Source organism: Salinicola endophyticus (assembly GCF_040536835.1).
Lineage (GTDB): Bacteria > Pseudomonadota > Gammaproteobacteria > Pseudomonadales > Halomonadaceae > Salinicola > Salinicola endophyticus_A.
In genome coordinates this window covers 1,748,536-1,774,357 of the sequence record NZ_CP159578.1, presented here as the reverse complement: position 1 = coordinate 1,774,357, position 25,822 = coordinate 1,748,536, and the positions used below count along the sequence as shown (strand labels likewise).

Below are 25,822 nucleotides of genomic sequence, written 5' to 3'. Positions count from 1 at the left end.
GGATGGCGCCGTATGCAAATGACGCGGTGACGACAGACCTCATTCAGTCACGCCGATAGGTTCCGACCAGCCGGCTCATGCCCAGAATGTGCGGCTCCAGCTCGTCGAGCAGTTCACGTTGCGTCAGGCCCTCGGGCAGCTCGGTCAGGGTATCCAGCGCCAGCACCCAGAAGTAGTACTGGTGCACGCCGTGGCCCTCGGGCGGCATGGGGCCGCCATAGCCAACGGCACCGCCATCGTTGACGCCGGCCGTGCCCTCTCGGGTGTCTTCCGCCAGCGACGTCACGTCCGCCGGGAGGTTGTAGAGCAGCCAGTGCACGTAGCCGTAGCTGCCATCCTTGACCAACGGCGCATCCGGGTCATGGCAAATCACCGCGAATCCCTGGGTGCCCGCCGGCGCATCCCGCCAGCTCAGAGCCGGAGAGAGATCCTCGCCTTCAGCCGAGTGGCGCTTGGGGATGGGCGCATTCGGCGCGAAGGCACTACTTTCGACGTGCATGCTCGACGGTGCAAAAGGCATAGGGTTCCTCTCCTGAAAAGCGATGAACGGTGACGCCGGCGCGTCTGCTCGTGCATTAGAGGTGGTGGCATCAGCGTGAGATTCAACCCGGCGTGGACGCGCGCGCAAGACGCCGGCCACCACACTGCACCCAGGATAGTCGGCTTTCGCCGCTGGGCATCCTGTTGGCGCTCACACCCCCTCGGGGAAAGCAGGAAATTGGGGAATCCCCGCAGCGGGTTCGCACCAAGGGGCCTTGGATTCGAGATTGATATGCGCAGCCGGCTTCACCTCCAGCGGCGTATCGACGGTCGACAGCGCGATCAGGAAAAAGCGCTGCCTATCCGGCGAGTAGTTCATCAACCGAGTGCCACAGTCGGCACAGAATGCCCGATAGCCACCGGCAGCACCCTGATGCTCTCTGAGACAGCCGCTCTCGTCATTGAGCGTCAGCGACGCAGCGTCGGCCATGGCCATGGTCGCGTAGTCCGCACCATGGGCTTTGCGGCAGAAGCGGCAATGACAGTTGAACACCTTGTCCGGATAGATATCGATTCGATAGGTGATCTTTCCACAGAGACAACTGCCCTCGACCATTACGCTCTCCTTCGACGGGTGGCTGGTGAAGTGACGCTTCTCAGTATGACGCCGGTAGCTCGCGTCCGCGAGCTACCGGCGTCGGGTGCCGCAGCGTGATGCGCTACGGCGGATTCACACACTACGCGATCAGAGCCGTTCGAACACCGTCGCCACGCCCTGCCCCATGCCGATACACATGGTCGCCAACCCCAGCTTGGTGTCCTTCTGGCGCATCACGTTGAGCAGCGTGGTGCAGATGCGGGCGCCGGAGCAGCCCAGAGGGTGGCCGAGGGCAATGGCACCGCCGTTGAGGTTGACCGCTTCGTCGAGGCGATCGAGCAGGCCGAGATCCTTGAGCACCGGGATCGACTGTGCGGCGAAGGCTTCGTTGAGCTCGACCGTCTGGATATCGGCGATCTTGAGCCCGGCGGCCTTGAGCGCCTTCTGCGACGCCGGCACCGGGCCATAACCCATGATCGAGGCGTCGCAGCCGGCCACCCCGGTGGAGACGACCTTGGCCAGCGGCTTCAGACCCAGTGACTTGGCGCGTTCGTAGCTCATCACCATCAGCGCCGAGGCGCCGACCGAGAGTGCTGACGAGGTCGCCGCGGTGACGGTACCGTTCTTGGGATCGAACACCGGCTTGAGCGAGGCCATCTGCTCGAGACTGGCATCCTCGCGCACCACCTCATCGTGCTTGACCAGCGTGCGAAAGCCCTGCTGATCGTGTCCTTCGATCGGTACGATCTCGTTGTCGAACCAGCCCTGCCGGTTGGCGTCGCTGGCGCGCCGATGCGAGCGCAGGCCGAATTCGTCCTGCTGCTCGCGGGTGACGCCGTGCATCTTGCCCAGCAGTTCGGCGGTCAGGCCCATCATCATCGCCGCCTTGGCGGCGTGCTTGCTCGCCCCCGGGTTGACGTCGACCCCGTGGGTCATAGGCACGTGCTCCATGTGCTCGACGCCGCCGATCAGGTAGCAGTCGCCCATGTCGGCACGAATGTTGGCCACCGCGATGTGCAGCGCACTCATCGACGACCCGCACAGGCGGTTGACCGTCTGCGCCGGCACCGAGCGCGGAATGCCGGTGAGAATCGCCGCATTGCGGGCGATGTTCATCGACTGCTCCAGGGTCTGGTTGACGCAGCCCCAGATCACGTCGTCGACCCCAGCCGGATCGAGCCCGGCGTTACGCGTGAACAGCGCCTGCATCACCGCGGCAGAGAGATTCTCCGCGCGCACGTTGCGGAAGGCGCCATGCTTGGCCTTGGCCATGGGAGAGCGAACGGCATCGACCACCACGGCATCTCTTGCATGCAAACTCATAACGTTGACTCCGGTTGGTGGTGAAATCAGGCGCCGTCGCCGGCCTCGGCGTAGAAGCGCTCGCCCCGGCTGGCCATCTCGCGCAGCCGCTCGGTGGGCGCGTAGAGTGCGCCGAGTTCCGCCGACAGCCGCTCGGCCAGGGCGACGAATTCGGCGCAGCCCATGGCGTCGATATAGCGCAGGGCACCGCCGCGGAACGGCGGGAAGCCGATGCCGTAGATCAATGCCATGTCGGCTTCGGCGGGAGAGCCCACGATGCCCTCTTCGAGACAGCGCACGGTCTCCAGACACAGCGGCACCATCATGCGCGCGATGATCTCGTCATCGTCGAGCTCGCGTGTCTCGCGCTTGACCTCGGCCACCAGCCGGTGGGCCTCGTCGTCGTGAAGCTTCTTGGGCTTGCCCTTCTTGTCCTCTTCGTAGCGGTAGAAGCCCTGGCCGTTCTTCTGCCCCAGGCGCTGGTTGTCGAGCATGACCTGAATTGCCGACTTGCCATCCTGCCCCATGCGCTCGGGAAAACCTTCGGCCATCACTTCGCTGGCGTGAACCGCGGTATCGATGCCGACCACGTCGAGCAGATAGGCCGGCCCCATCGGCCAACCGAAACGCTCCATGATCTTGTCGGCGCGCTCGAAGTCGACACCCAGCTCGACCAGACGGCTGAAGCCGCCGAAATAGGGGAACAGCACCCGGTTGACCAGGAAGCCGGGGCAATCGTTGACCACGATCGGGGTCTTGCCCATCTGGCGGGCATAGGCGACCGTCGCCGCCACTGCCGCATCCGAGGTGTGCTCACCGCGAATTACCTCGACCAGCGGCATGCGGTGCACCGGGTTGAAGAAGTGCATGCCGCAGAAGTTCTGCGGCCGCGACAGATTGGCTGCCAGACGGTCGATCGAGATGGTCGAGGTGTTGGAAGCGAGGATGGTCTCCTCGCCCACTGCCGCCTCGACCTCCTTGAGTACTGCGCCCTTGATCTTGGGATTCTCGACCACCGCCTCGACCACCAGGTCGACCTCGCCGAAATCGCCATAGGAGAGCGTCGGGCGAATATTGCTCAGCACCTCGGCCAGGCGCGTCTGGCTCAGCTTGCCGCGCTCGAGCTGTTTGGTCAGCAGCTTGCGCGCCTCCTTCAGCCCCAGTTCCAGCGCCTCGGACTTGATGTCCTTCATCAGGATCGGGGTGCCCTTGTAGGCGCTCTGGTAAGCGATGCCGCCGCCCATGATGCCGGCACCCAGCACTGCGGTCTGGGCTACCGTCCTGGCGTCGCGCTCGTACTGCTTGGCGCGCTTCTTGACCAGTTGATCGTTGAGGAACAGCCCCACCAGGTTGTAGCAGACATCGGTCTTGGCCAGCTTGGCGAAGGCGTTGGCCTCGATCTGCTGGGCCCGTTCGCGCTCCTCGCCGGCGCCCTTCTGGATCACCCGGATCGCCTCCACCGGCGCCGGATAATGGGGGCCAGCCTTGCCAGCGACGTAGCCCTTGGCGGTCTCGAAGGCCATCATCTGCTCGACCGCATTGAGCTTGAGCGGGCCCTTCTTCTCGGCGCGCCGCGCCGGATAGTCGAGATCGCCGGCGCGAGCCTTGGCGAGCACGTCACGCGCGGCGTCCAATAGCAGATCACCCGGAACAACGGCATCCACTGCGCCCACCTTGAACGCAGTGGCAGCGTCGTTCTGGCTACCACCGGCGATCCACTCCACCGCGTTGTCGGCACCGATCAGGCGCGGCAGGCGCACGCAGCCACCCCAGCCGGGCAAGATCCCGAGCTTGGTCTCGGGCAGGCCGATCTGGGCGCTCTCCGCCATGACCCGGAAGTCGGTGGTCAAGCAGAGCTCGCAGCCGCCGCCGAGGGCCAGGCCGTTGATCGCGGTGACGCTGGGGAAGGCGAGATCCTCGATGCGATTGAACAGCGCATGGATCTGCATGTTCATGTCGACCAGGAAAGCTTCGTCCTTGGCGAACATGGCGTGGAACTCGGTGATGTCGGCACCGACCACGAAGACGTCCTTGGCACTGGCGATCACCAGCCCCGCGACGTCGCTTTCGCGCTCCAGCGCCGTCACCGCTTCCTGCAGCTCCGCGATCACCTGCGACGAGAGCTTGTTGATCGATTCCGCCTTAAGATCGAGCGTGAGGACGACGACGTTGTCCGCCTCCCGCGCCATCCGAATGGCATCGCCTTGATAGAGCATGGGATTCTCCGTGCCATGGCTGCGAAACCACCTTCGGGATCAGCCCCGAAAGCGAATCATACGAGCGTTTGAATAGCATCAGCTTGAGCCGCGCCGAGGGTAGCGTCAAGCTCAACCAAAGTCGCGACCGACGCCTGGCTGCGACTAGAATGAGGCCGCACCGGCCTTAAGTCTCTCAGCGTAGGCCAAGTGATTCGACCCACCCCGCAGAATAGGCACAACGAGGACGTTTTCATCGTGATCGACAAGGAGGTCGCGGTCCCCGCCAGGCTCGCCTGGCTGGAGCCACTCATCGCTCGGCTGCAACGCTATCTGTGGCTGTGGCCACCCATCGCTTTCGTACTCGGCCTGCTGGGGTTCTTTTTGGTCAACCGCCAGCAGTGGCTGGGCGCCGTGCTGGCGATCGGCCTGCTGCTGACCTGGCTGTTGCTGATCGTCGAGAGCGTGGCCAGCCGCTGGCTCTCGCGGCGCGGCAGGCAATCCGGTCTTCCCCGCGCGGTGACCACCTTCATCACCCAGATGGTGCACCAGGAGACGCTGTTCTTCTGCCTGCCCTTCTTCCTGGCGACCACGATCTGGGCCAGCGGCCAGGCGCTGTTCACCGGCCTGCTGGTGGGCTGTGCACTGCTGGCGATTCTCGATCCGCTCTACTTCGGCCTCTCCCAGCGCCACCGCTGGCTCTACTTTCTGCTCCACTCGCTGTGCGTGTTCGTGGTCATGCTGGTGACACTACCGATCATGTTCAGCCTGACCACCGGCGAAAGCCTGGTGCTGGCGATCGCCGCCATGACCTTCTTCAGCCTGCCCAGCCTGATCGGCCTGCTGCGCCCCGCGGGCGCGGTGCGCTGGCTGGCGATGTTCGGCCTGCTGATCCTGCTCGGCGGCATCGCCTGGAGCGGGCGTGCCTGGATCCCGCCGGCGACGCTGTGGCTTTCGGGCAGCGCGCTCTCGCCGGGCTTCGACACCGCCGCCCGCACGCCGCGTGGCGAGATGGTGCTGACGCCAGAGAACCTGCGCGCTCGCGGCCTCTACGCCTACACCGCGATTCGCGCCCCGCGCGGCCTGCGCGAGAAGATCTACCACGTCTGGCGCCACGACGGCCAGGTGGTGGAGCGTATCGCCCTGATCATCCACGGCGGACGCGACCAGGGCTACCGCGCCTGGACCCACAAGCAGAATTTCAGCGGCGATGTCAGCGGGCGCTGGCAGATCGACGTCACCACCGCGGTCGGTCAGCGTATCGGTACGCTGCGTTTCACGGTGGCCGATGACGCCGACGCCACCCGCGCCGACGGGCATATCCATCGGCCCCCGGGCATCCCCGGCTGGAACATTCGCCACCTGCTCGGCGGCCGCGGCGAGTGACCGCAGCCGCCACGACTTGCATTATCCTGCGGCGCTTTGGAGAATGTTAGGACGTTCACGATTTTAGGTAATCCGCTATGCCGCAACATATCGGCTTCAAACTGGCGCGCCTGCCACGACTCTGGCGTGCCGTCATCGATGAACGCTTGGCGCCGCTGGGATTGACCCAGACCCGCTGGGTGACGCTCTACAACCTGCGCCGCATGGGTGGTGGCCAGGCGCAGTGCGACCTGGCCCGGGCGATCGGTGTCGAGGCACCGTCATTGGTGCGCACGCTCGACCAGCTGGCCGAGCAGAACCTGATCGAGCGCCGCCCCTGCGCCGAGGATCGTCGCACCAAGCGTCTGCACCTCACCGAGGAGGCGGCGCCGCTGCTGGAGCAGATCGAAGCGATCGTGGACGAGGTGCGAGACGAGATGCTGGCCGGTTTCAGCGCCGAAGAGATGGACACCTTCGAAAGCATGCTCGATCGCATCGAGAAAAACGGCGTGGCGCTGCAGCGCCAGTCGGAGCAGAACCGGGCCGGCTGAGCCCATCCTTCACGCCGGCCGGGCGGGTGGTGGCGCCGGATTGCCGCTGCCTGCGAGCGTATCGCGCATCGCTTGCCAGCTCGGCCACTCGCGCTCGAAGCGCGCCAGTTCTACCGCCTCCTGCCACCAGACGCACAGCGTATGCTGGTGCGACTCGACTGCCAGCGCATCCTCGGGCAGCGTCTCGAGCCACGCCTCGAGCGCGGCCAGGCGCTCGGCGTCGAGCGACGGCAGCGGCGCCTGCCGCCAGCGCCAGCCCGCTGCTGCCGGGGCCAGCGCATCGCTGCCGACCCGGTCCCTGACCAGCGTGAAGTCACTGCCGGTGAGCGTGCCGGGGTAGCGCAGGCGATAGCCGGTCAGCGGCAGATCCGGCTGCGCCAGCGGCGCCTTGGCAAACGACAGCTCGCCGCCGTTTCCCTTGGCGTGCCGCCGCAGCCGCCCACGCACCGACTCGGCCCGACTCGGGCGCAACCACATCATCGGCGACAGCATCAACAGCACCGCCACCAGCAGAAATCCCAGTACCGCCATACCGCACACTCTCCCTGACCACGCGTCTCATCACGGACGTCGTGTTTTCGTGTCTGTTTACAAAGCGTTGCGCCCAACGCCGGCATGAACGATGATCGGCTGCGGCAGCACGCCGCGGCCTGCGCGCGTCGCCGCCGTTGTATGCCCAATGGACCCAGCTTAGAGTGGGTATTGTCATTCGCCGGATGGGGGGTTCACCCATGAGCAACGAATATCACCACGTGCTGGTCGCTGTAGACCTCACCAAGGATTCGCACAAGGTGCTCGAGCGCGCGATCCCGATTGCCCGCCGCAATCAGGCCAAGCTCTCGATCATGCACACGCTGGAACCGCTCGGCTTTGCCTACGGCGGTGACATTCCGATGGATCTCACCAGCATCCAGGACCAGCTGGACGAGCACGCCACCCAGCGTCTGGGCGATATCGCCGATCCCTACGATATTCCGCGCGAGGATCAGCACATCGTGGTCGGCATGCCCGATACCGAAATCCAGCGCTTTGCCAAGGATCACGACGTCGATCTGATCGTGGTCGGCTCCCACGGCCGTCACGGCTTCGCGCTACTGCTGGGCTCCACCTCCACCGGTGTGCTCCACGGCGCCGAGTGCGATGTGCTCGCGGTGCGCGTGGGCAAGGATGGCGAAAGCGCCGAGTAACCGCCACCCGGCCCATCGCGCCACGCCGCGCGATGGGCCTCTCGACCATCAAGAGCTCAGCCTTCTCCTTCCGACATGGCCTCCAGCTCCATCCAACGCTCCATCGACGCGTCCAGCTCCGCCTGAGTCTGTGCCAGCGCCTCCAGCGTGGCGGTGACCTGGCCACTCTCCTGCTGATAGAAGGTGGGGTCGCTCATGCGCGTCTCGAACTCGGCCACGCGGGCTTCCAGCGCTTCGATCGTCGCCGGTAGCGCATCCAGTTCGCGCTGCAGCTTGTAGGAGAGTTTCTGGCGGCGCTTGTCCGCCGCTGCGGGGGCCGCCGGCTGACTGCCGCCCCGCGCGCTGTCTCTCGTCTTGCCAGCCTCGGCGTCCACCGGGGCCGCCGGCTGCTCCCAGGGCGCCGGTGGCAGCTTGCCACCCTGGCGCACCCAGTCGCTATAGCCGCCAACGTATTCACGCACCACCCCATCGCCTTCGAACGCGAGCACGCCGGTGACCACGTTGTCCATGAAGGCGCGGTCGTGGGAGACCAGCAGCAGCGTGCCTTCGAAGTCCAGGAGCAGCTCCTCGAGCAGCTCCAGCGTCTCGACATCAAGATCGTTGGTGGGCTCATCGAGCACCAGCACATTGGCCGGCTGGGTGAACAGCTTGGCCAGCAGCAGGCGATTGGACTCCCCGCCCGAGAGTGCGCGCACCGGCTGGCGCGCCCGCTCCGGGGTGAACAGGAAGTCCTGCAGATAGCTGATGACGTGCTTGTCCTTGCCGCCAACGCTGACCTTGTCGCTGCCCTGGGCGACGTTGTCGTAGACGCTCTTGTCGAGCTCGAGCCCCGCGCGCAGCTGATCGAAGTAGGCCACGCTCAGGTTGGTCCCCAGCCGCACCTCGCCGGCGCTCGGGGTCAGCTCGCCGAGCAGGATCTTGAGCAGAGTGGTCTTGCCAGCCCCGTTGCGTCCGATCAGGCCGATGCGATCGCCGCGCTGGATCTCCAGCGACAGATCTCGAATGACAATGCCGTCACCCCCGCGCGCCTCGGCGTAGCCGTGGGTGACGCCCTTCAGCTCGACCACGCGCTTGCCGCTGCGCTCGCCGCTGTCGACCTGGAACGACGCCTTGCCGGTGCGCTCGCGCCGCTGGGCGCGCTCGTCGCGCATCTTCTCGAGCGCACGCACGCGCCCTTCGTTACGCGTGCGCCGAGCCTTGATGCCCTGACGGATCCAGCTTTCTTCCTGGGCCAGCTTCTTGTCGAACTCGGCACGCTCGCGCGCCTCGACCTCGAGTTCATGCGCCTTCTGTGCCTGATAGGTGGCGTAGTCGCCGGGGTAGCGTCCCAGGCGTCCGCGATCCAGTTCGAGAATCGCGGTTGCCAGCCGCGACAGGAAGGCGCGGTCGTGGGTAATGAACAGCACCGCGCCTTCGAAGGCCAGCAGCTGGGTCTCGAGCCAGGCGATGGTGTCGATGTCGAGGTGGTTGGTGGGCTCGTCGAGCAGCAGCAGATCGGGGCCGGCGACCATCGCCCGGGCCAGCGCTACACGCCGCCGCCAGCCGCCAGAAAGATCGCTCATCAGGGTGTCCGCCGGCAGGCCCAGCCGGGTCAGCACGGTATCGATGCGCTGATGGAAGGACCAGCCGTCGAGTGCCTCGAGCCGGGTCTGCAGCGTTTCCAGACGGCGCATGTCGGGTTCGGCCTGGGCCACCAGCTGGTGATACTCGGTCAGCAGGGCACCGGTCTCCGGCAGCCCCTGGGCCACGAGTTCGAAGATCGTCGCCTGATCGGCGTCCGGCAGGGCCTGCTCGAGCACCCCGATCTTGAGCCCGGGGGCGCGCCAGACATGGCCGTCGTCGGCCTGGTTGTCGCCGGCGATCAGCCTCATCAGGGTCGACTTGCCGGTGCCGTTACGGCCGACCAGCGCCAGACGCTCGCCCTTCTCGATGACCAGGTCGGCGCCATCCAGCAGGCTGTGGTGCCCATAGGCGAGTTGCAGTTGTTCCAGGCGAAGCAGGGCCACGTTGATCCTCTCGGTGGTGATGCATGCATGATCGCTGGCCATTGTACCCTGCCGGGACGGCTGCACCGATAGCAGGCTGCACTCGCGGGGCCGGCGTTCTACAATGGGCGGCTTCGAAACACCCACTGCAAGGAGTGCCGCTTGAGCGACACGCCCCACGACGCCCTGTCAGCCGCCGACTCGCCGCTCCCCGAAGCGCTGCGTCTCTCCGCCCCCGCGGCACTGGTCGATATCGGCGCCAACCTCACCCACGAGAGCTTCGCGTCGGATCTGCCGGCAGTCCTGGCCCGGGCCGAGGCGGCTAACGTGCGCGCCCTGGTCGTGACCGGCGCCGACCCCGATGGTTCCGAGCGTGCCTGCGAGCTGAGCCAGTGCCACCCCAACCTGTGGGCCACCGCTGGCGTACATCCGCACCACGCCGCCGACTGGGATGCCACGCTGGAGCGCCGCATGCGCGAACTGCACGCCCAGCCCCGCGTGGTGGCAGTCGGCGAGTGCGGGCTCGACTTCAATCGCAATTTTTCCTCGCCGGCGGAACAGGTGCGGGCCTTCGAGGCGCAGCTGGCACTGGCCGCGGAGTCCGGGCTGCCGCTGTTCCTCCATGAGCGTGACGCCGGCCGGCGCATGCTGGAGATGCTGCACGAGTGGCGCCACCGCTTGAGCGATGCGGTGATCCACTGCTTCACCGGCGAACGCGATACCCTCTACGGCTATCTCGACCTCGATCTGCATATCGGCCAGACCGGCTGGCTGAGCGACGAGCGTCGCGGCCACCATCTGCGTGAGTTCATTGCTGAGGTGCCCGCCGAACGCCTGATGGTGGAGACCGACTGCCCCTATCTGCTGCCGCGCAACCTGCCGGCCAAGATCAAGGGCCGTCGCCACGAGCCGGCTCTGCTACCTTGGATAGTGAGGGAGCTGGCGCGCTGGCGCGGCGAAGACGAGGAGACGCTGGCCCGCGTCACCACCCGGACCGCCAGCCGCTTCTTCCGTCTGCAGGAGACTTTCGAGCCATGAGCGAATTTCCCGGTTTCATTGCCGTGGAGACCGGCGATGACAACGCCATACCGCTGGCGATTGCCTGGGCGTTGCCCAACGGCCAGGTCAAGCACACCCTGATCCAGCCCGACGACGACTGGCTCGACGAGGAGCTTCTCTCGCTTGGCGGCTACGGCCTGGACGAGCTGCGCCAGTTCGGCGTGAGCCCGCTGGACGTGCTGCGCGAGCTGGAGAACGACCACTTCAGTCAGACGCTCTATACCGCCGGCGTGCAGGATGACGAAGCGGCGCTGTCGCGGATGTTCGACGACTTCGGCGTCGACCCGTTCGTCGAACTGGCACCGGCGGAGATTCTCTACCCGGATCTATCGCCCGGCGAGTGGTCGCGCGCCCGCGGCGAGCTTTTCGGCGAGCTGGGGCTGGAGCCGCTGCGCCCCGAGCACGAAGTCCAGGTGATGCTCTATCTGCACCAGCGCCTGACCCAGGGGTGATGGCCGCGGCAGGCAGCGGTGATCAAGCGCTGGTGAGCACCGCTGCCAGCCGCGCGCGGCCGGCAGCGATCGCCACGTCCCGCGTCTCGCCTCGACGGTAGAACGCCCGCAGCGTGGCGGCGAAAGCCTCGGCACGCGACGGCAAGCCCTGATCACGATAGCGCTCGGCGCGTGCCGCGACCTTGGCGGCGAAGGCCTGGCGGTCGACGGCGACGCCATCGAGGTTGTCCACGCTGACCTCGAAGGGCTTGACGCAGGCCTCGCACAGCAGCCGCTCCAGCGCCTGCGGGGCGACCTCGACCTGTTCGAATATCGCCTGCTGGTCGGCATCGCGGCCATCCGGTTCGTACCAGTAGCCGTAATCCTCCAACTGACGCCGCGCCGTGCCGGCGATGCACCAGTGGCTCACCTCGTGCAGGGCACTGGCGAAAAACCCGTGGGCGAAGACGATACGGTGATAGCCGACATCGCCACCGGCGGGCAGATAGATCGGCTCGCCGCCGCCCTTGACCAGACGCGTATTGAAGGTGTCGGCGAAGACCCCATCGAATAGCGCCATGACATCATCGATTGCGTGCACCATGACTCCTCCTGGACCGGCCGGCAGTATACGGAAGTCCATGCCCGGCGCCGAGCATCCCCCAGCGACTCCTGCTAATATTCCCGCCCTGTCCGTCCGGTCAAGGAGCGAGCCGTGTCGACCCTACCCCGCTTGCCGCGCTGGCGTCGCGAAACGGCGGCGCTGCTGCGTCTGAGTCTGCCGATCTGCGGCGCCCAGCTGGCTCAGTCCGGCATGAGCGCCGCCGATGTAATCATGTCCGGGCGCGCCAGCGCCACAGACCTCGCGGCGGTCTCGGTCGGGGCCAGCCTGTGGGTGCCGATGATGCTGCTGATGACCGGGACGCTGATGGGCCTGACACCGCTGGTGGCCCATCAAATGGGTGCCGGCCGGCCCCAGCACGTGCGCGCCAAGGTGCACCAGGCGCTATGGGTCGCGCTGGTATTCGGCTGCCTCGCGGCACTCATCCTCGGGCTGGGCTCGGGTCTGGTGTTCCGCTGGATGCAGGTGCCCGCAGAGGTCGCTGCCCTGGCCACCGACTATCTCGGCGCCGTGGCCCTGGGGATTCCAGCGGTCGCGCTCTACCAGGCGCTGCGTGCCTTCTCCGACGGCATGCATCACACGCGCCCGGCGCTGTGGATCAGCCTGATTGGGCTGGCGGTCAACGTGCCCAGCAACTACCTGCTGATCTACGGCGGCCCGGGGCTGGTCGAACTGCTCGGCAGCGGCGTGCCCGCGCCGCTGCAGCAATTGCCGGCGCTGGGTGCGCTGGGCTGTGGCATCGCCACGGCGCTGTCGATGTGGTCGATGTGTCTGGGCATGGCCTGGTACACCCGCCGCAGCCGCGCCTATGCCCCGGTGGTGATCTGGACCGCGCCGACCGCGCCGCGTCTGAGAGAGATCGGCGAGCTGCTCTACATCGGTCTGCCCATCGGGCTGGCGATCTTTTTCGAGGTCACTCTATTCACCGTGATCACGCTGCTGGTCGCCTATCTCGGTGAAGTCACCGTCGCCGCCCACCAGATCGCGCTCAACGTCACCTCGATCCTGTTCATGCTGCCGCTGTCGTTGAGCATGGCGCTGACGGTACGGGTCAGCAACCGGATGGGAGCCGGCGACCTGGGCGAAGCACGCTTCGTGGCCTGGAACGGGGTGGCCGTGGGTCTGCTGCTGGCGCTGTTCAACTGCGCCGTGCTGTGGCTGCTGGCCCGTCCCATCGTGACCCTCTACAGCGCCGATAGCGCCGTGCAGTCGCTGGCGCTCTCGCTGATCCTGCTGGCGATGCTGTTCCAGGTCTCGGACTCGCTGCAGGTCAACCTGGCGGGCGCGCTGCGCGGCTACAAGGACACCCGGGTGGTGATGGGCATCACCCTGATCGCCTACTGGGTCATCGGGCTGGGCGTGGGGCATACCCTGGGGCGTGGCCTGGCAGGGATCCCCGAGCTGGGCATCTATGGCTACTGGATCGGGCTCAACGCGGGCCTGACCGCAGCCGCCCTGATGCTGGGCTGGCGCCTGCTGATCAAGGGCCGCACATCGCGCCAGGCCGCACACGGCGTTGGAAAATCGACCGCCGGGGCTTAACACCCCGGCAGAGGCTGTGCTAATAGTGACTTCAAGTCGTCATGACAGTGGCTCCAGGCCATGCAGGTGACTCTGGTCATGACAGTGGTCGTATGCCGTGACAGTAGCTATAGATGATAGATAGGTGATAGACAGACAAGGGGTAGCGAGCAGATCTTAGACAGTGGCGTGACGCGGTAACCAGCCACACGAGGCAACAGCGAGTGATATAACCACAGCGGCTGCAGGTGGTTCCGAGGCCCAAGCCGACCGATTGCCGACCAGGAGGGTAGCCATGGGAAGCCAACTTTCCCCCCGCTCCGCGCAGATCATCGATCTCGAGACCATGAGGCACCGGCTAAGGGCAAGAAAGCGGCTGGTCAGACTGTCGCCCGAGCTCGACGGGCTGGAAATGCTCTACTACCTCGCTTCCGAGCCCGATACTCTCTACGCCATGCCCCTGCTGGCCTGGGGGCTGCGTGAAGATGGCGAGGTAGTGGGACTGGTGCCGTGGATGGAGAGTCTCAGCGCCTGCCACGAACTCGATGACCCGGAGTATGGTCATTTCGTCGGCTACCGCGACCCCGAGACGCAGGAGATCTTCCACATCGCCCCGGAGCACAAGATCGCCGAACTCGAGCATGCCGCGGCCTATTTCGACTATGAAGAGACGCCGGACATCTCCTTGACCCAGCAACTGCCGGAGACCCAGGGCACCCACGCCCTGTGCATGGACAGCGATGGACGCCCCTGGCAGTTGAAGCAGATCGTCGCCTGGCATCTCTACAGCGACGGCACCGTCGATGCCATGCTGGTCGACGACGCCCGCGTCGAGTCGTTACCGGTGCTGCCGGGGGATGACTGCCTCTATCCCGGACGTAGCCGGCACGAGACGCTCTACTTTTTTCAGCGCTATATCGCCAATCGTATCCGCAACGAAGATCCGGACACGCTGGAAGCACTGGCACTGATGGTGATGCCGGGCAGTTGAGCCCGGCAGTCCACGCTCAGCCGCCGAGCCGCAGCCGATAGCGGTAGCGCCCATCCTCTTCGCTCTGCTCGATCAGTTCGTGGCCCAGAAAGCTGCAGAACTTGGGAATGTCGCGTGTCGTCGCGGGGTCGGTGGCGATCACCCGCAGAATCTGCCCCGGCTGCATATCGCGCACCTTGTTGTGCATCAGCATGATCGGTTCCGGGCAGTAGAGCCCTTGGGTGTCGAGCGTCTCTTCCTGCACTGTGTCCTGACTCTGCATGTCGCCCTCCTCCGGCGTCGTCATCCGTCGATCCGCACGTGCACGGTGACTTCTTCACGATCATGATACAGGTGGCGACAGGCGATGGTCGCGCTGACACCGTGGGTATGCAGCGTCTCTTCGAGCCGTGCCAGGCAGCGCCGCACTTCGTCCCAGCGCTTCTTCATCGGCAGCTTGAGATTGAAGATCGCTTCCCGACACCAGCGCCGCATCAGCCAGCGCTCGACCATGTCGATCACCCGCATCGGCTTGTCGACGATATCGCAGACCAGCCAGTCCAGACGATAAGGCGGCTCCCAGACGAAGCCATCCTCGCGCAGATGCTCGACCTGGCCGGTGGCCATCAGGGCCTTGTCCATGGGGCCGTTATCGATGGCATAGACGAACAGCCCCTTGCGCACCAGCTGGTAGGTCCAGCCTCCGGGCGCCGCGCCGAGATCGACCGCCTGCATCGCGGAAGAGAGCCGGGTCTCCCAACTCTCCCTCGGGATGAAGGTATGCCAGGCCTCCTCCAGCTTGAGCGTGGAGCGACTAGGGGCATCGGCGGGGTGGCGCAGACGCAGCACACCGCCGGGGTGTTCACTGCGATTGCCGGGAAAGCTGATTCCCACCTGGACGCGATCACCGGCCAGCCAGAACAGATGCAGCCTCCTACCACCGGCCTTGCGGCGCAGCCCGCCGCCGCGCTTCAGCGCGCTCTCCAACGGGCGGCTGAGTGACTTCGCCAAGCGCCCCAGCGCCTTGCCATCATTGGTATCCGGGGTCTCGTGCCAGACCGCCTCGAAGCTCCAGCCGCTCTCCTCGACCAGGCGGGCAATGGGCGAGATCCGATCTTCCCGATCCAGGGTCAGCGGCATGAAGGCCACCAGCGACTGACGCGCGAAGACCAGGGATGCCAGCGGCAGCTGGCGATGCACGGCGTTGGCCGGGCCAGACTCGGTCTGCCAGCAGACGAAGCCGCTATCGGGTTCAGCCAGGGCGATATGCCCCAGCTCACCGGCCGCCGCGGTGCGCTCGGTAATCTCCGCAGCCAGGTCGGATTCGAAACCGGCCCGACAGTAAAGCAGCCATGCGTTGGGGACTTGGCTCACACTCGCCTCTTCTTTCGGATACTCATCAATCGTGGGCGACACGATACCACGTGTCGTCAGGGAGCAGGTGCTGTCCAGGAAAGTCCGGCCTCGATACCGCCGTATCGAGGCCCAAAACGCACGAACCCCAGCCTGAGCCGAGGGTTCGTTCGATGCCTGCCGGTTTTCCGTGTGCGTTGCTGGGGTTACCGATCAATGAGTCAGGGAAAGCCCCAAAACGAGTGAACCCCAGCCTCTCTCGAGACTGGGGTTCGGTATCGATGCCTGACAGGCTCTCGTACACGCTCAGGGGGGCGCTCCGCGACTTGACTCGTCTCATCCTGAGACTCGCCCTTCGGGCCCGCTGAAGCGGTTCCCGTTCGTTCCCGACGAACGGGTCCAGGGAGAGACCCCAAAACGAATGAACCCCCGGCATGAGCCGGGGGTTCGGTATAGGTGCCTGACGATGACCTACTCTCACATGGGGAGACCCCACACTACCATCGGCGCTAAGCGGTTTCACTTCTGAGTTCGGCATGGAATCAGGTGGTTCCCACTCGCTATGGTCGTCAGGCAAAACTGACGTCGACATGAACCTGTGACACGCTTTCACGCACCGGCTTCACATCGACCAATCTGGATCATGCTGATGATACGTCTCTTGCCTATCCGGCCATTGTCGCGATGTGATCGCCCGACCCAGACCCCTTGGGGTTATATGGTCAAGCCTCACGGGGCATTAGTACACGTTAGCTCAACGCCTTGCAGCGCTTCCACACCGTGCCTATCAACCAGCTCGTCTTGCTGGACCCTTTAGGAGACTCGAAGTCTCAGGGAGATCTCATCTTGAAGGGGGCTTCCCGCTTAGATGCCTTCAGCGGTTATCCCGTCCGCACATAGCTACCCGGCAGTGCCACTGGCGTGACAACCGGAACACCAGAGGTGCGTCCACTCCGGTCCTCTCGTACTAGGAGCAGCGCTTCTCAAATCTCCAACGCCCACGGCAGATAGGGACCGAACTGTCTCACGACGTTCTAAACCCAGCTCGCGTACCACTTTAAATGGCGAACAGCCATACCCTTGGGACCGACTTCAGCCCCAGGATGTGATGAGCCGACATCGAGGTGCCAAACACCGCCGTCGATGTGAACTCTTGGGCGGTATCAGCCTGTTATCCCCGGAGTACCTTTTATCCGTTGAGCGATGGCCCTTCCATACAGAACCACCGGATCACTAGAACCTACTTTCGTACCTGCTCGACGTGTCTGTCTCGCAGTTAAGCACCCTTATGCTCTTGCACTCAATGCACGATTTCCAACCGTGCTGAGGGTACCTTCGTGCTCCTCCGTTACTCTTTCGGAGGAGACCGCCCCAGTCAAACTACCCACCACACACTGTCCTTACACCGGATCACGGTGCGAAGTTAGAACGCCAATGATGCCAGGCTGGTATTTCAAGGTTGGCTCCACCGCAACTGGCGTCACGGTTTCCAAGCCTCCCAGCTATCCTACACAAGCAACATCAGCGTCCAGTGTGAAGCTATAGTAAAGGTTCACGGGGTCTTTCCGTCTAGCCGCGGGTACACAGCATCTTCACTGCGATTTCAATTTCACTGAGTCTCGGGTGGAGACAGCGTGGCCATCATTACGCCATTCGTGCAGGTCGGAACTTACCCGACAAGGAATTTCGCTACCTTAGGACCGTTATAGTTACGGCCGCCGTTTACCGGGGCTTCGATCAGGAGCTTCGCTTGCGCTAACACCATCAATTAACCTTCCGGCACCGGGCAGGCGTCACACCCTATACGTCCGCTTACGCGTTAGCAGAGTGCTGTGTTTTTAATAAACAGTTGCAGCCACCTGGTATCTTCGACCGGTTCGCGCTAGGAGAGCGAGTCTCTTCACGCTACGCCGGCGCACCTTCTCCCGAAGTTACGGTGCCATTTTGCCTAGTTCCTTCACCCGAGTTCTCTCAAGCGCCTTGGGATTCTCACCCTGACCACCTGTGTCGGTTTGGGGTACGGTCGCATGTGATCTGAAGCTTAGAGGCTTTTCCTGGAAGCGTGGCATCGATGACTTCCGGACCGTAGTCCGTTCGTCTCGTCTCTCGGCCTTGAGAGCCCGGATTTGCCTAAGCTCTCAGCCTACTGACTTTCACCAGGACAACCAACGCCTGGCTCACCTAGCCTTCTTCGTCCCCCCATCGCAATCACATCCGGTACGGGAATATTGACCCGTTTCCCATCGACTACGCTTTTCAGCCTCGCCTTAGGGGCCGACTCACTCTGCTCCGATTGACGTAGAACAGAAACCCTTGGTCTTCCGGCGGGGGAGGTTTTCACTCCCCTTGTCGTTACTCATGTCAGCATTCGCACTCGTGATACCTCCAGCATGCTTCTCAACACACCTTCGCAGGCTTACACGACGCTCCTCTACCGCTCATCCTGAGGATGAACCCGTAGCTTCGGCATCTGGTTTGAGCCCCGTTACATCTTCCGCGCAGGCCGACTCGACTAGTGAGCTATTACGCTTTCTTTAAAGGATGGCTGCTTCTAAGCCAACCTCCTAGCTGTCTATGCCTTCCCACATCGTTTCCCACTTAACCAGAATTTGGGGGCCTTAGCTGACGGTCTGGGTTGTTTCCCTTTTCACGACGGACGTTAGCACCCGCCGTGTGTCTCCCACGCTCTACTCACCGGTATTCGGAGTTTGCCTCGGGTTGGTAACCCGGGATGGGCCCCTAGCCGAAACAGTGCTCTACCCCCGGCGGTAATACGTGAGGCGCTACCTAAATAGCTTTCGAGGAGAACCAGCTATCTCCGAGCTTGATTAGCCTTTCACTCCGATCCACAGCTCATCCGAATCTTTTTCAACAGATCCCGGTTCGGGCCTCCAGTCAGTGTTACCTGACCTTCACCCTGGCCATGGATAGATCGCCCGGTTTCGGGTCTATATCCAGCGACTGGTCGCCCAGTTAAGACTCGATTTCTCTACGCCTCCCCTATACGGTTAAGCTCGCCACTGAATATAAGTCGCTGACCCATTATACAAAAGGTACGCGGTCACAGAACGTGTCTGCTCCCACTGCTTGTACGCACACGGTTTCAGGATCTATTTCACTCCCCTCTCCGGGGTTCTTTTCGCCTTTCCCTCACGGTACTGGTTCACTATCGGTCAGCCAGGAGTATTTAGCCTTGGAGGATGGTCCCCCCATGTTCAGTCAAGGTTTCACGTGCCCCGACCTACTCGATTTCACAGGATCAGGTTTTCGACTACGGGGCTATCACCCGCTATGGCCGGACTTTCCAGACCGTTCGTCTAACCAGTCACCTGCTTAAGGGCTACTCCCCGTTCGCTCGCCGCTACTGGGGGAATCTCGGTTGATTTCTTTTCCTCGGGGTACTTAGATGTTTCAGTTCCCCCGGTTCGCTTCCCAACACCTATGGATTCAGTGTGGGATACCCAGCTTATGCTGGGTGGGTTTCCCCATTCGGACATGCCCGGGTCACAGGTTGTTTGCCACCTCACCGAGCCTTTTCGCAGGCTACAACGTCCTTCATCGCCTCTGGCTGCCAAGGCATCCACCGTGTGCGCTTAATCGCTTGACCATATAACCCGAAGGAGTCTGGTCGCGCGATCACAACGACAATTGCCGGATACGCTTGAGACGTATCACTTTTCGTTCCTCTCTTGCGAGAAGAACTGTCAGCATGATCCACATTGTTAAAGAGCGTTTAGAGCAGAAGCTCTAAGCGATCGACTCGGTCGCAGTGTTAGCGACGAAGCGGATGGCTTAGAACTTGGTGACTGTGTGGCGTGTGCCAACGGGGAAAGATTTGGTGGAGCCAAGCGGGATCGAACCGCTGACCTCCTGCGTGCAAGGCAGGCGCTCTCCCAGCTGAGCTATGGCCCCATAACAAGTACAGATTTAGGGATGACCCTTGAACCTGTTTAAATTCGATTCAGGCGAGGCGAAGAAGCGCGACGTGTAGCCTGCTACACGAGTGTTTCTTCAACGATGCATCAATCGAATTTGGTGGGTCTGGGCCGATTCGAAAAACCCCGCGACCTCACCCTCTCTTTCGACACCCCGGGGGTGCGCTCTAACCAACTGAGCTCGAGATGGTGGGTCTGGGCCGATTTGAACGGCCGACCTCACCCTTATCAGGGGTGCGCTCTAACCAACTGAGCTACAGACCCGTTGGTCACTGGGCGGCTTTCGAGAGCCTTTCCACAGTCTTTGCTCTTGGTCGATCAGGTAATTGATTGTGAGCGCTTATCTCGCGATCCGCTAATCGTTTAAGGAGGTGATCCAGCCGCAGGTTCCCCTACGGCTACCTTGTTACGACTTCACCCCAGTCATGAACCACACCGTGGTGATCGCTCCCCCGAAGGTTAAGCTAACCACTTCTGGTGCAGTCCACTCCCATGGTGTGACGGGCGGTGTGTACAAGGCCCGGGAACGTATTCACCGTGACATTCTGATTCACGATTACTAGCGATTCCGACTTCACGGAGTCGAGTTGCAGACTCCGATCCGGACTGAGGCCGGCTTTCTGGGATTCGCTCCACCTCGCGGTCTCGCAACCCTTTGTACCGGCCATTGTAGCACGTGTGTAGCCCTACCCGTAAGGGCCATGATGACTTGACGTCGTCCCCACCTTCCTCCGGTTTGTCACCGGCAGTCTCCCTAGAGTTCCCGACCGAATCGCTGGCAAATAGGGACAAGGGTTGCGCTCGTTACGGGACTTAACCCAACATTTCACAACACGAGCTGACGACAGCCATGCAGCACCTGTCTCAGAGTTCCCGAAGGCACCAAGGCATCTCTGCCAAGTTCTCTGGATGTCAAGGGTAGGTAAGGTTCTTCGCGTTGCATCGAATTAAACCACATGCTCCACCGCTTGTGCGGGCCCCCGTCAATTCATTTGAGTTTTAACCTTGCGGCCGTACTCCCCAGGCGGTCGACTTATCGCGTTAACTGCGCCACTAAGTCCTTAAAGGTCCCAACGGCTAGTCGACATCGTTTACGGCGTGGACTACCAGGGTATCTAATCCTGTTTGCTACCCACGCTTTCGCACCTCAGTGTCAGTGTCAGGCCAGAAGGCCGCCTTCGCCACTGGTATTCCTCCCGATCTCTACGCATTTCACCGCTACACCGGGAATTCTACCTTCCTCTCCTGCACTCTAGTCTGGCCGTTCCGGATGCCGTTCCCAGGTTGAGCCCGGGGCTTTCACAACCGGCGTGCCAAACCACCTACGCGCGCTTTACGCCCAGTAATTCCGATTAACGCTCGCACCCTCCGTATTACCGCGGCTGCTGGCACGGAGTTAGCCGGTGCTTCTTCTGCGAGTGATGTCCTTCTTGACGGGTATTAGCCGTCAAGCCTTCTTCCTCGCTGAAAGTGCTTTACAACCCGAGGGCCTTCTTCACACACGCGGCATGGCTGGATCAGGCTTGCGCCCATTGTCCAATATTCCCCACTGCTGCCTCCCGTAGGAGTCTGGGCCGTGTCTCAGTCCCAGTGTGGCTGATCATCCTCTCAGACCAGCTACGGATCGTCGCCTTGGTGAGCCATTACCTCACCAACCAGCTAATCCGACATAGGCTCATCCGATAGCGCAAGGTCCGAAGAGCCCCTGCTTTCTCCCGTAGGACGTATGCGGTATTAGCCTGGGTTTCCCCAGGTTATCCCCCACTACCGGGCAGATTCCTATGCATTACTCACCCGTCCGCCGCTCGCCACCAGGGAGCAAGCTCCCCGTGCTGCCGCTCGACTTGCATGTGTTAGGCCTGCCGCCAGCGTTCAATCTGAGCCATGATCAAACTCTTCAGTTAAAAGTCTGATAGTCCTTACCTCTTCTCTGCCCGAAGACAGAAGAAGCGAAGCGGACCAAACTTGGTTCAAGGTCAAACGAATCTTAGACGAGTCGCTTGCCTTGATATGCTGTGACTGGCGTCACGCAAGACAAGCGCCCACATCAATTACCTGATCGATTGTTAAAGAGCGTCCTTACTTGAAGTCTCGTCTCACGCAGAGTGTCGAGCCTTCTGCCGTGACCCGAAAGTGACTCAAGTGCTTGTCAGCGCTTGCTTTCTGGGTCGCCGTAAGGAGAGGCGTATTTTAAGGATCTTGGCGAAGATGTCAACGTCTTTCTTGTCGACCCTTGCCCGGTTCACGTTGCCGCCTGAGAACCGATCCTGGAAAAGCGAGGCGCGTATTCTGCTACCTCCGCGGCTAAGTGTCAATCGATTTTTTTCAATCTTTTCAACAGCTTAGCTAGCTTTTCCACCAACCCCGAGAACCTGTCTCGGCGTCAGCGGTGTGTACTTTACGGCGCGTGGCGTCGCGTGACAACCCCTGACGCCAAAAAATGTCGCCGGCTTCATCAAGCTGTCATCGACTCTGAGGAAACCGAGGCGCCGTTACGCCCCGGCAGATCGCGGCTTCAGATGACCCAGAGATCCATGAAGGCGGCAACCGAGGTCGATTCGAGCGCCGTCTGATCCTTGCACAGGCTGAAGATGGCATCGCAGCGTGCGGCCGGGAAGCGCGTGGCTAGGTTGCGCTGGAACTTCTTCTCGAGCAGCGGGATCCCAGCCTCGCGGCGGCGACGATGACCGATCGGATATTCGACCGCCACTTGCTCGGTGTGCGAACCATCCTTGAAGAAGACCTGGATCGCGTTGGCGATGGAGCGCTTGTCAGCCTCCAGGTACTCACGGGTGTAGCGCGGCTCTTCCTGGATCGTCATCTTCTCGCGCAGCTCGTCGATGATCGGATGCGCCCGGTGAAAATCGTCCTCGTAGTGCTCGGCGATCAGGTCACCGAACGCCAGCGGCACCGCAATCATGTACTGCAGGCAGTGATCGCGGTCGGCCGGGTTGGCCAGCTCACCCTCCTTGGAGATGATACGGATCGCCGACTCGTGGGTGGTGACGACAATACGCTCGATCTCGTCGAGACGATCACGCACTTGCGGGTGCAGCGTCACCGCGGCCTCGGCGGCGGTCTGGGCGTGGAACTCCGCGGGGAAGCTGATCTTGAATAGCACGTTCTCCATGACGTAGCTGCCGTACGCCTGGCTGACCCGGAAGCGGCGCTCCGCTTCGGGCTTGAGCGCCTGATCCTTGTTGGTCTTGCTGAAGAGGACATCATAGAAGCCCCACTGCGGCGCCGAGAGCACACCGGGGATGCCCATTTCACCACGCATCGCGATGTCGGCCAGACGTACGGCTCGCGAGGTGGCATCCCCCGCCGCCCAGCTCTTGCGTGAACCGGCATTGGGCGCATGGCGATAGGTACGCAAGCTCTGGCCATCGACGAAGGCGTGCGACAGGGCCGCCAGCAGCTGCTCGCGATCGGCACCCATCAGCTTGGCCACCACTGCGGTAGAGGCCACTTTCACCAGGACCACATGGTCGAGCCCGACACGATTGAACGAGTTCTCCAGCGCCAGCACGCCCTGAATCTCGTGCGCCATGATCATGGCTTCCAGCACGTCACGCATGGTCAGCGGCGTCTCCCCTCGTGCCAGGCGCACCTGCGAGAGCGAGTCCGTCACCGCCAGAATGCCCCCCAGATTGTCCGAGGGATGGCCCCACTCCGCTGCCAGCCAGGTGTCGTTGTAATCGAGCCAGCGGATGATGCAGCCAATATCCCAGGCCGCCTTGACCGGGTCGAGCGTCAGCCGAGTCCCGGGCACCCGCGCACCGTTGGGCACTATCGTGCCTTCGACCAGCGGCCCCAGATGTTTGGTGCATTCGGGGAAGCGCAACGCCAGCAGGCCACAACCCAGGGTATCCATCAGGCAATTGCGCGCGGTATCCAGCGCTTCACGGCTCTCTACCCGATAGTCGAGCACATAGTCCGCGATGGCCTGCAGTTCGGGATCGTAATCCGGGCGCTGGTTGAGATCGACATTGGCACTCATGCAGTGGCGTCCTCGTCTAGGAGAGAGGGGGCGACGTCGACGCGCCGCCTCGAAGATCAGTTGGCAGGCAGCGTCTCAGCGCTGCTCGAGGGGGACCCAGGCGCGCTTCTCGGGGCCGACATAATCGGCACTCGGGCGGATGATGCGGTTATTGGCACGCTGCTCGAAGACGTGCGCGCACCACCCGGTCAGCCGCGAGCAGACGAAGATCGGGGTGAACAGCTTGGTCGGGATACCCATGAAGTGGTAAGCGCTGGCGTGGTAGAAATCGGCGTTGGGGAAGAGCTTCTTCTCCCGCCACATCACCGCGTCGACCCGCTCGGACACCGCGTAGAGGTGGGTATCGCCGACATCCTCGGCGAGCTGGCGCGCCCAGGCCTGAATGATCGGGCTGCGCGGATCGGATTCACGGTAGATGGCATGGCCGAAGCCCATGATCTTGTCCTTACGCTCGAGCATGCCGAGGATCTGCCGTTCGGCTTCGTCGGGCGACGACCAGCGGCTGATCATCTCCATCGCGGCCTCGTTGGCGCCCCCATGGAGCGGACCACGCAACGAACCGATCGCGCCGGTGACGCAGCTGTGCAGATCGGAGAGCGTAGAGGCACAGACCCGCGCGGTGAAGGTCGAAGCGTTGAACTCGTGCTCGGCATAGAGAATCAGCGAGACGTTCATCACCCGCGCGTGCAGCTCGGAGGCAGGCTTGCCATGCAGCAGGTGGAGGAAGTGCCCGCCCACGGAGGTATCGTCGGTCTCAGTCTCGATCCGCTCACCGAAGTGCGAATAGCGATACCAGTAGTTGAGCATCGAGGGCATCACCGCCAGTAAACGGTCGGCGTGCGCTTGCTGCTCTTCCAGTCGCTGCTCGGTCTCGAGGTTGCCCAGCATCGAGGTGCCGGTACGCAGCACGTCCATCGGATGGGCATCGGAAGGTATCTGCTCCAGCACCTTCTTCAGCGCCTCGGGAAGCCCACGCGACCGCTGCAGGCGCGAGATGTAGTCGTCCAGTTCCTGGCGTGTCGGCAGTTCGCCCTTGAGCAGCAGATAGGCGACCTCCTCGAAGCGCGCCTTCTCCGCCAGCTCCTGGATGTCATAGCCGCGATAGGTCAGGCCCGAACCACTCTTGCCCACCGTGCAGATTTCCGTATTGCCGGCGCTCTGCCCGCGCAGTCCAGTACTCTTGATCGTTTCCGCCATGAAAGTCTCCCGCCGCTCGGCCGCGGCCTTCGTCTTGCGTGCGTTGGGGAACGCTGTCTCCATAGCCGCGCGGACACGGCGCGCCCATCGAGCTATTCGGCATTCCCTTTGTCGAACAGGGCATCGAGCTTGCGCTCATAAGTGTGGTAATCGAGGAAGCCGTAAAGTTCCTCGCGGGTCTGCATCATGTCGACCACGTCACGCTGATGCCCCTTGGCGTGGATATCCTGATAGACCTTGAGCGCCGCGGCATTCATGGCGCGGAACGCCGACAGCGGATAGAGCACCAGGCGACACCCCACCTCGCCCAGCTCCTGCTGGGTGAACAGTGGGGTGGCACCGAATTCGGTGATATTGGCCAGGATCGGCGCATCGACGCCCTCACAGAAAGCACGGTAGTCATCCAGCGTATGCACCGCTTCGGCGAAGATCGCATCCGCCCCTGCCTCGACGCAGGCATTGGCACGCTCGATCGCAGCCGCCAGCCCCTCCTTCTGAAAGGCGTCGGTGCGCGCGATGAGATAGAAAGCCGCATCCTGACGCGCATCTACCGCCGACTTGATACGATCGACCATCTCACTCTGGGAGACGATCTCCTTGTTGGGGCGATGCCCGCAGCGCTTCTGCGCCACCTGATCCTCGAGATGCACCGCGGCTACGCCGGCCCGCTCCATCTCCTTGATGGTCCGGGCAATGTTGAAAGCCCCACCCCAGCCGGTATCGATATCCACCAGCAGCGGCAGGTCGCTGGCGCCGGTGATGCGCCGGGCGTCCTCGGCGACGTCATTGAGCGTCGTCATGCCCAGATCGGGCAGTCCGAACGAGGCATTGGCGACGCCACCACCGGACAGATAGATGGCCTGATGTCCCACGGCCTGGGCCATCATGGCACTGTAAGCGTTGATCGTTCCCACCACCGCGAGCGGGCGGTGGGCATCGAGGGCGGCGCGAAAACGGGCGCCGGGCGTCGACTGTGACATCTCGCTCTCCTTCGTCATTGGCTTCTCTACCGATCCGTTTACCCGCTGCTCGTCGCACCCGGACTGCGAATCACCACACCCGAACCGCTAC

19 protein-coding genes, 2 tRNA genes and 3 rRNA genes are annotated in these 25,822 nt (G+C 63.0%); 7 read left to right on the top strand and 17 right to left on the bottom strand.

All coding sequences use genetic code 11. The features are described 5' to 3' along the window. Positions 1-43: 43 nt before the first annotated feature. The 4 genes from ABV408_RS08100 to fadB all read right to left on the bottom strand — a co-directional run bounded on the left by ABV408_RS08100 (position 44) and on the right by fadB (position 4,596). Complete coding sequence (locus ABV408_RS08100) at positions 44-520, bottom strand: YbhB/YbcL family Raf kinase inhibitor-like protein (RefSeq protein WP_353981906.1); 477 nt, start codon at positions 518-520, stop codon at positions 44-46. Positions 521-691: 171 nt separating this feature from the next. Next, the gene (locus ABV408_RS08095) at positions 692-1,096 is read right to left on the bottom strand and encodes a GFA family protein (protein ID WP_353981905.1); all 405 of its coding nucleotides are present in this window, start codon (positions 1,094-1,096) and stop codon (positions 692-694) included. A 129-nt stretch (positions 1,097-1,225) separates the two neighbouring features. After that, positions 1,226-2,401, bottom strand: coding sequence for an acetyl-CoA C-acyltransferase FadA (gene fadA / locus ABV408_RS08090; RefSeq protein ID WP_353981904.1), 1,176 nt, complete (start codon positions 2,399-2,401; stop codon positions 1,226-1,228). 26 nt (positions 2,402-2,427) lie between these two features. After that, complete coding sequence (gene fadB / locus ABV408_RS08085) at positions 2,428-4,596, bottom strand: fatty acid oxidation complex subunit alpha FadB (protein WP_353981903.1); 2,169 nt, start codon at positions 4,594-4,596, stop codon at positions 2,428-2,430. Between the two features lie 237 nt (positions 4,597-4,833). Between fadB and ABV408_RS08080 the strand changes: the two genes are divergently transcribed. Continuing rightward, positions 4,834-5,961 (top strand): DUF5924 family protein, encoded by a 1,128-nt coding sequence (locus ABV408_RS08080; protein ID WP_353981902.1) that lies wholly within the window; start codon positions 4,834-4,836, stop codon positions 5,959-5,961. Positions 5,962-6,038: 77 nt separating this feature from the next. Beyond that, the gene (slyA, locus tag ABV408_RS08075; RefSeq protein ID WP_207034682.1) at positions 6,039-6,491 is read left to right on the top strand and encodes a transcriptional regulator SlyA; all 453 of its coding nucleotides are present in this window, start codon (positions 6,039-6,041) and stop codon (positions 6,489-6,491) included. A gap of 9 nt (positions 6,492-6,500) precedes the next feature. Here the strand turns inward: slyA and ABV408_RS08070 are convergent, their stop codons facing one another. Beyond that, a complete protein-coding gene (locus ABV408_RS08070; protein WP_353981901.1) occupies positions 6,501-7,022 on the bottom strand; it encodes a preprotein translocase subunit YajC in 522 nt (173 codons plus the stop codon). 200 nt (positions 7,023-7,222) lie between these two features. On the opposite strand from ABV408_RS08070, the gene ABV408_RS08065 reads away from it, so the two are divergent. After that, positions 7,223-7,678, top strand: coding sequence for a universal stress protein (locus ABV408_RS08065; protein WP_035469719.1), 456 nt, complete (start codon positions 7,223-7,225; stop codon positions 7,676-7,678). 56 nt (positions 7,679-7,734) lie between these two features. Here ABV408_RS08065 and ABV408_RS08060 read toward each other — a convergent pair whose 3' ends face one another. Further along, the gene (locus tag ABV408_RS08060; protein WP_353981900.1) at positions 7,735-9,684 is read right to left on the bottom strand and encodes an ATP-binding cassette domain-containing protein; all 1,950 of its coding nucleotides are present in this window, start codon (positions 9,682-9,684) and stop codon (positions 7,735-7,737) included. Between the two features lie 141 nt (positions 9,685-9,825). Here ABV408_RS08060 and ABV408_RS08055 point away from each other — a divergent pair, with 141 nt between their 5' ends. Continuing rightward, positions 9,826-10,701, top strand: coding sequence for a TatD family hydrolase (locus ABV408_RS08055; protein WP_353981899.1), 876 nt, complete (start codon positions 9,826-9,828; stop codon positions 10,699-10,701). Continuing rightward, complete coding sequence (locus ABV408_RS08050) at positions 10,698-11,174, top strand: hypothetical protein (RefSeq protein ID WP_207034692.1); 477 nt, start codon at positions 10,698-10,700, stop codon at positions 11,172-11,174. Before ABV408_RS08055 ends, ABV408_RS08050 begins: the two co-directional genes overlap by 4 nt. A 22-nt stretch (positions 11,175-11,196) precedes the next feature. On the opposite strand, the gene ABV408_RS08045 is transcribed toward ABV408_RS08050, so the two are convergent. Continuing rightward, positions 11,197-11,757, bottom strand: coding sequence for an elongation factor P hydroxylase (locus ABV408_RS08045; protein WP_353981898.1), 561 nt, complete (start codon positions 11,755-11,757; stop codon positions 11,197-11,199). 111 nt (positions 11,758-11,868) lie between these two features. Here ABV408_RS08045 and ABV408_RS08040 point away from each other — a divergent pair, with 111 nt between their 5' ends. Together ABV408_RS08040 and ABV408_RS08035 are read left to right on the top strand one after the other, a co-directional pair. Then, positions 11,869-13,317 carry an MATE family efflux transporter gene (locus ABV408_RS08040; RefSeq protein WP_353981897.1) on the top strand — a complete coding sequence of 483 codons (1,449 nt, stop codon included), beginning with the start codon at positions 11,869-11,871 and terminating at the stop codon, positions 13,315-13,317. 274 nt (positions 13,318-13,591) lie between these two features. Further along, complete coding sequence (locus ABV408_RS08035; protein WP_353981896.1) at positions 13,592-14,287, top strand: hypothetical protein; 696 nt, start codon at positions 13,592-13,594, stop codon at positions 14,285-14,287. Between the two features lie 16 nt (positions 14,288-14,303). On the opposite strand, the gene tusA is transcribed toward ABV408_RS08035, so the two are convergent. The 10 genes from tusA to prpB all read right to left on the bottom strand — a co-directional run bounded on the left by tusA (position 14,304) and on the right by prpB (position 25,731). Then, on the bottom strand, positions 14,304-14,549 hold the full coding sequence (gene tusA, locus ABV408_RS08030; protein ID WP_353981895.1) for a sulfurtransferase TusA: 246 nt from the start codon (positions 14,547-14,549) through the stop codon (positions 14,304-14,306). Positions 14,550-14,569: 20 nt separating this feature from the next. Beyond that, positions 14,570-15,640 (bottom strand): 23S rRNA (cytidine(2498)-2'-O)-methyltransferase RlmM, encoded by a 1,071-nt coding sequence (gene rlmM, locus ABV408_RS08025; RefSeq protein WP_353981894.1) that lies wholly within the window; start codon positions 15,638-15,640, stop codon positions 14,570-14,572. 437 nt (positions 15,641-16,077) lie between these two features. Then, positions 16,078-16,193 (bottom strand): 5S ribosomal RNA (gene rrf, locus ABV408_RS08020). A gap of 144 nt (positions 16,194-16,337) precedes the next feature. Beyond that, positions 16,338-19,226: ribosomal RNA gene (locus ABV408_RS08015) — 23S ribosomal RNA — on the bottom strand. 229 nt (positions 19,227-19,455) lie between these two features. Then, positions 19,456-19,531 (bottom strand) — tRNA-Ala (locus ABV408_RS08010). 210 nt (positions 19,532-19,741) lie between these two features. Then, positions 19,742-19,818, bottom strand: a tRNA-Ile gene (locus ABV408_RS08005). 100 nt (positions 19,819-19,918) lie between these two features. Further along, positions 19,919-21,458 (bottom strand): 16S ribosomal RNA (locus ABV408_RS08000). The 16S, 23S and 5S rRNA genes sit together here with 2 tRNA genes alongside, the layout of an rRNA operon. Positions 21,459-22,069: 611 nt before the next feature. Further along, positions 22,070-23,554, bottom strand: coding sequence for a 2-methylcitrate dehydratase (gene prpD / locus ABV408_RS07995; RefSeq protein ID WP_353981893.1), 1,485 nt, complete (start codon positions 23,552-23,554; stop codon positions 22,070-22,072). A 75-nt stretch (positions 23,555-23,629) separates the two neighbouring features. Continuing rightward, complete coding sequence (prpC, locus tag ABV408_RS07990; RefSeq protein WP_353981892.1) at positions 23,630-24,751, bottom strand: 2-methylcitrate synthase; 1,122 nt, start codon at positions 24,749-24,751, stop codon at positions 23,630-23,632. 92 nt (positions 24,752-24,843) lie between these two features. After that, positions 24,844-25,731 carry a methylisocitrate lyase gene (gene prpB / locus ABV408_RS07985; protein ID WP_353981891.1) on the bottom strand — a complete coding sequence of 296 codons (888 nt, stop codon included), beginning with the start codon at positions 25,729-25,731 and terminating at the stop codon, positions 24,844-24,846. Positions 25,732-25,822 lie beyond the last annotated feature (91 nt).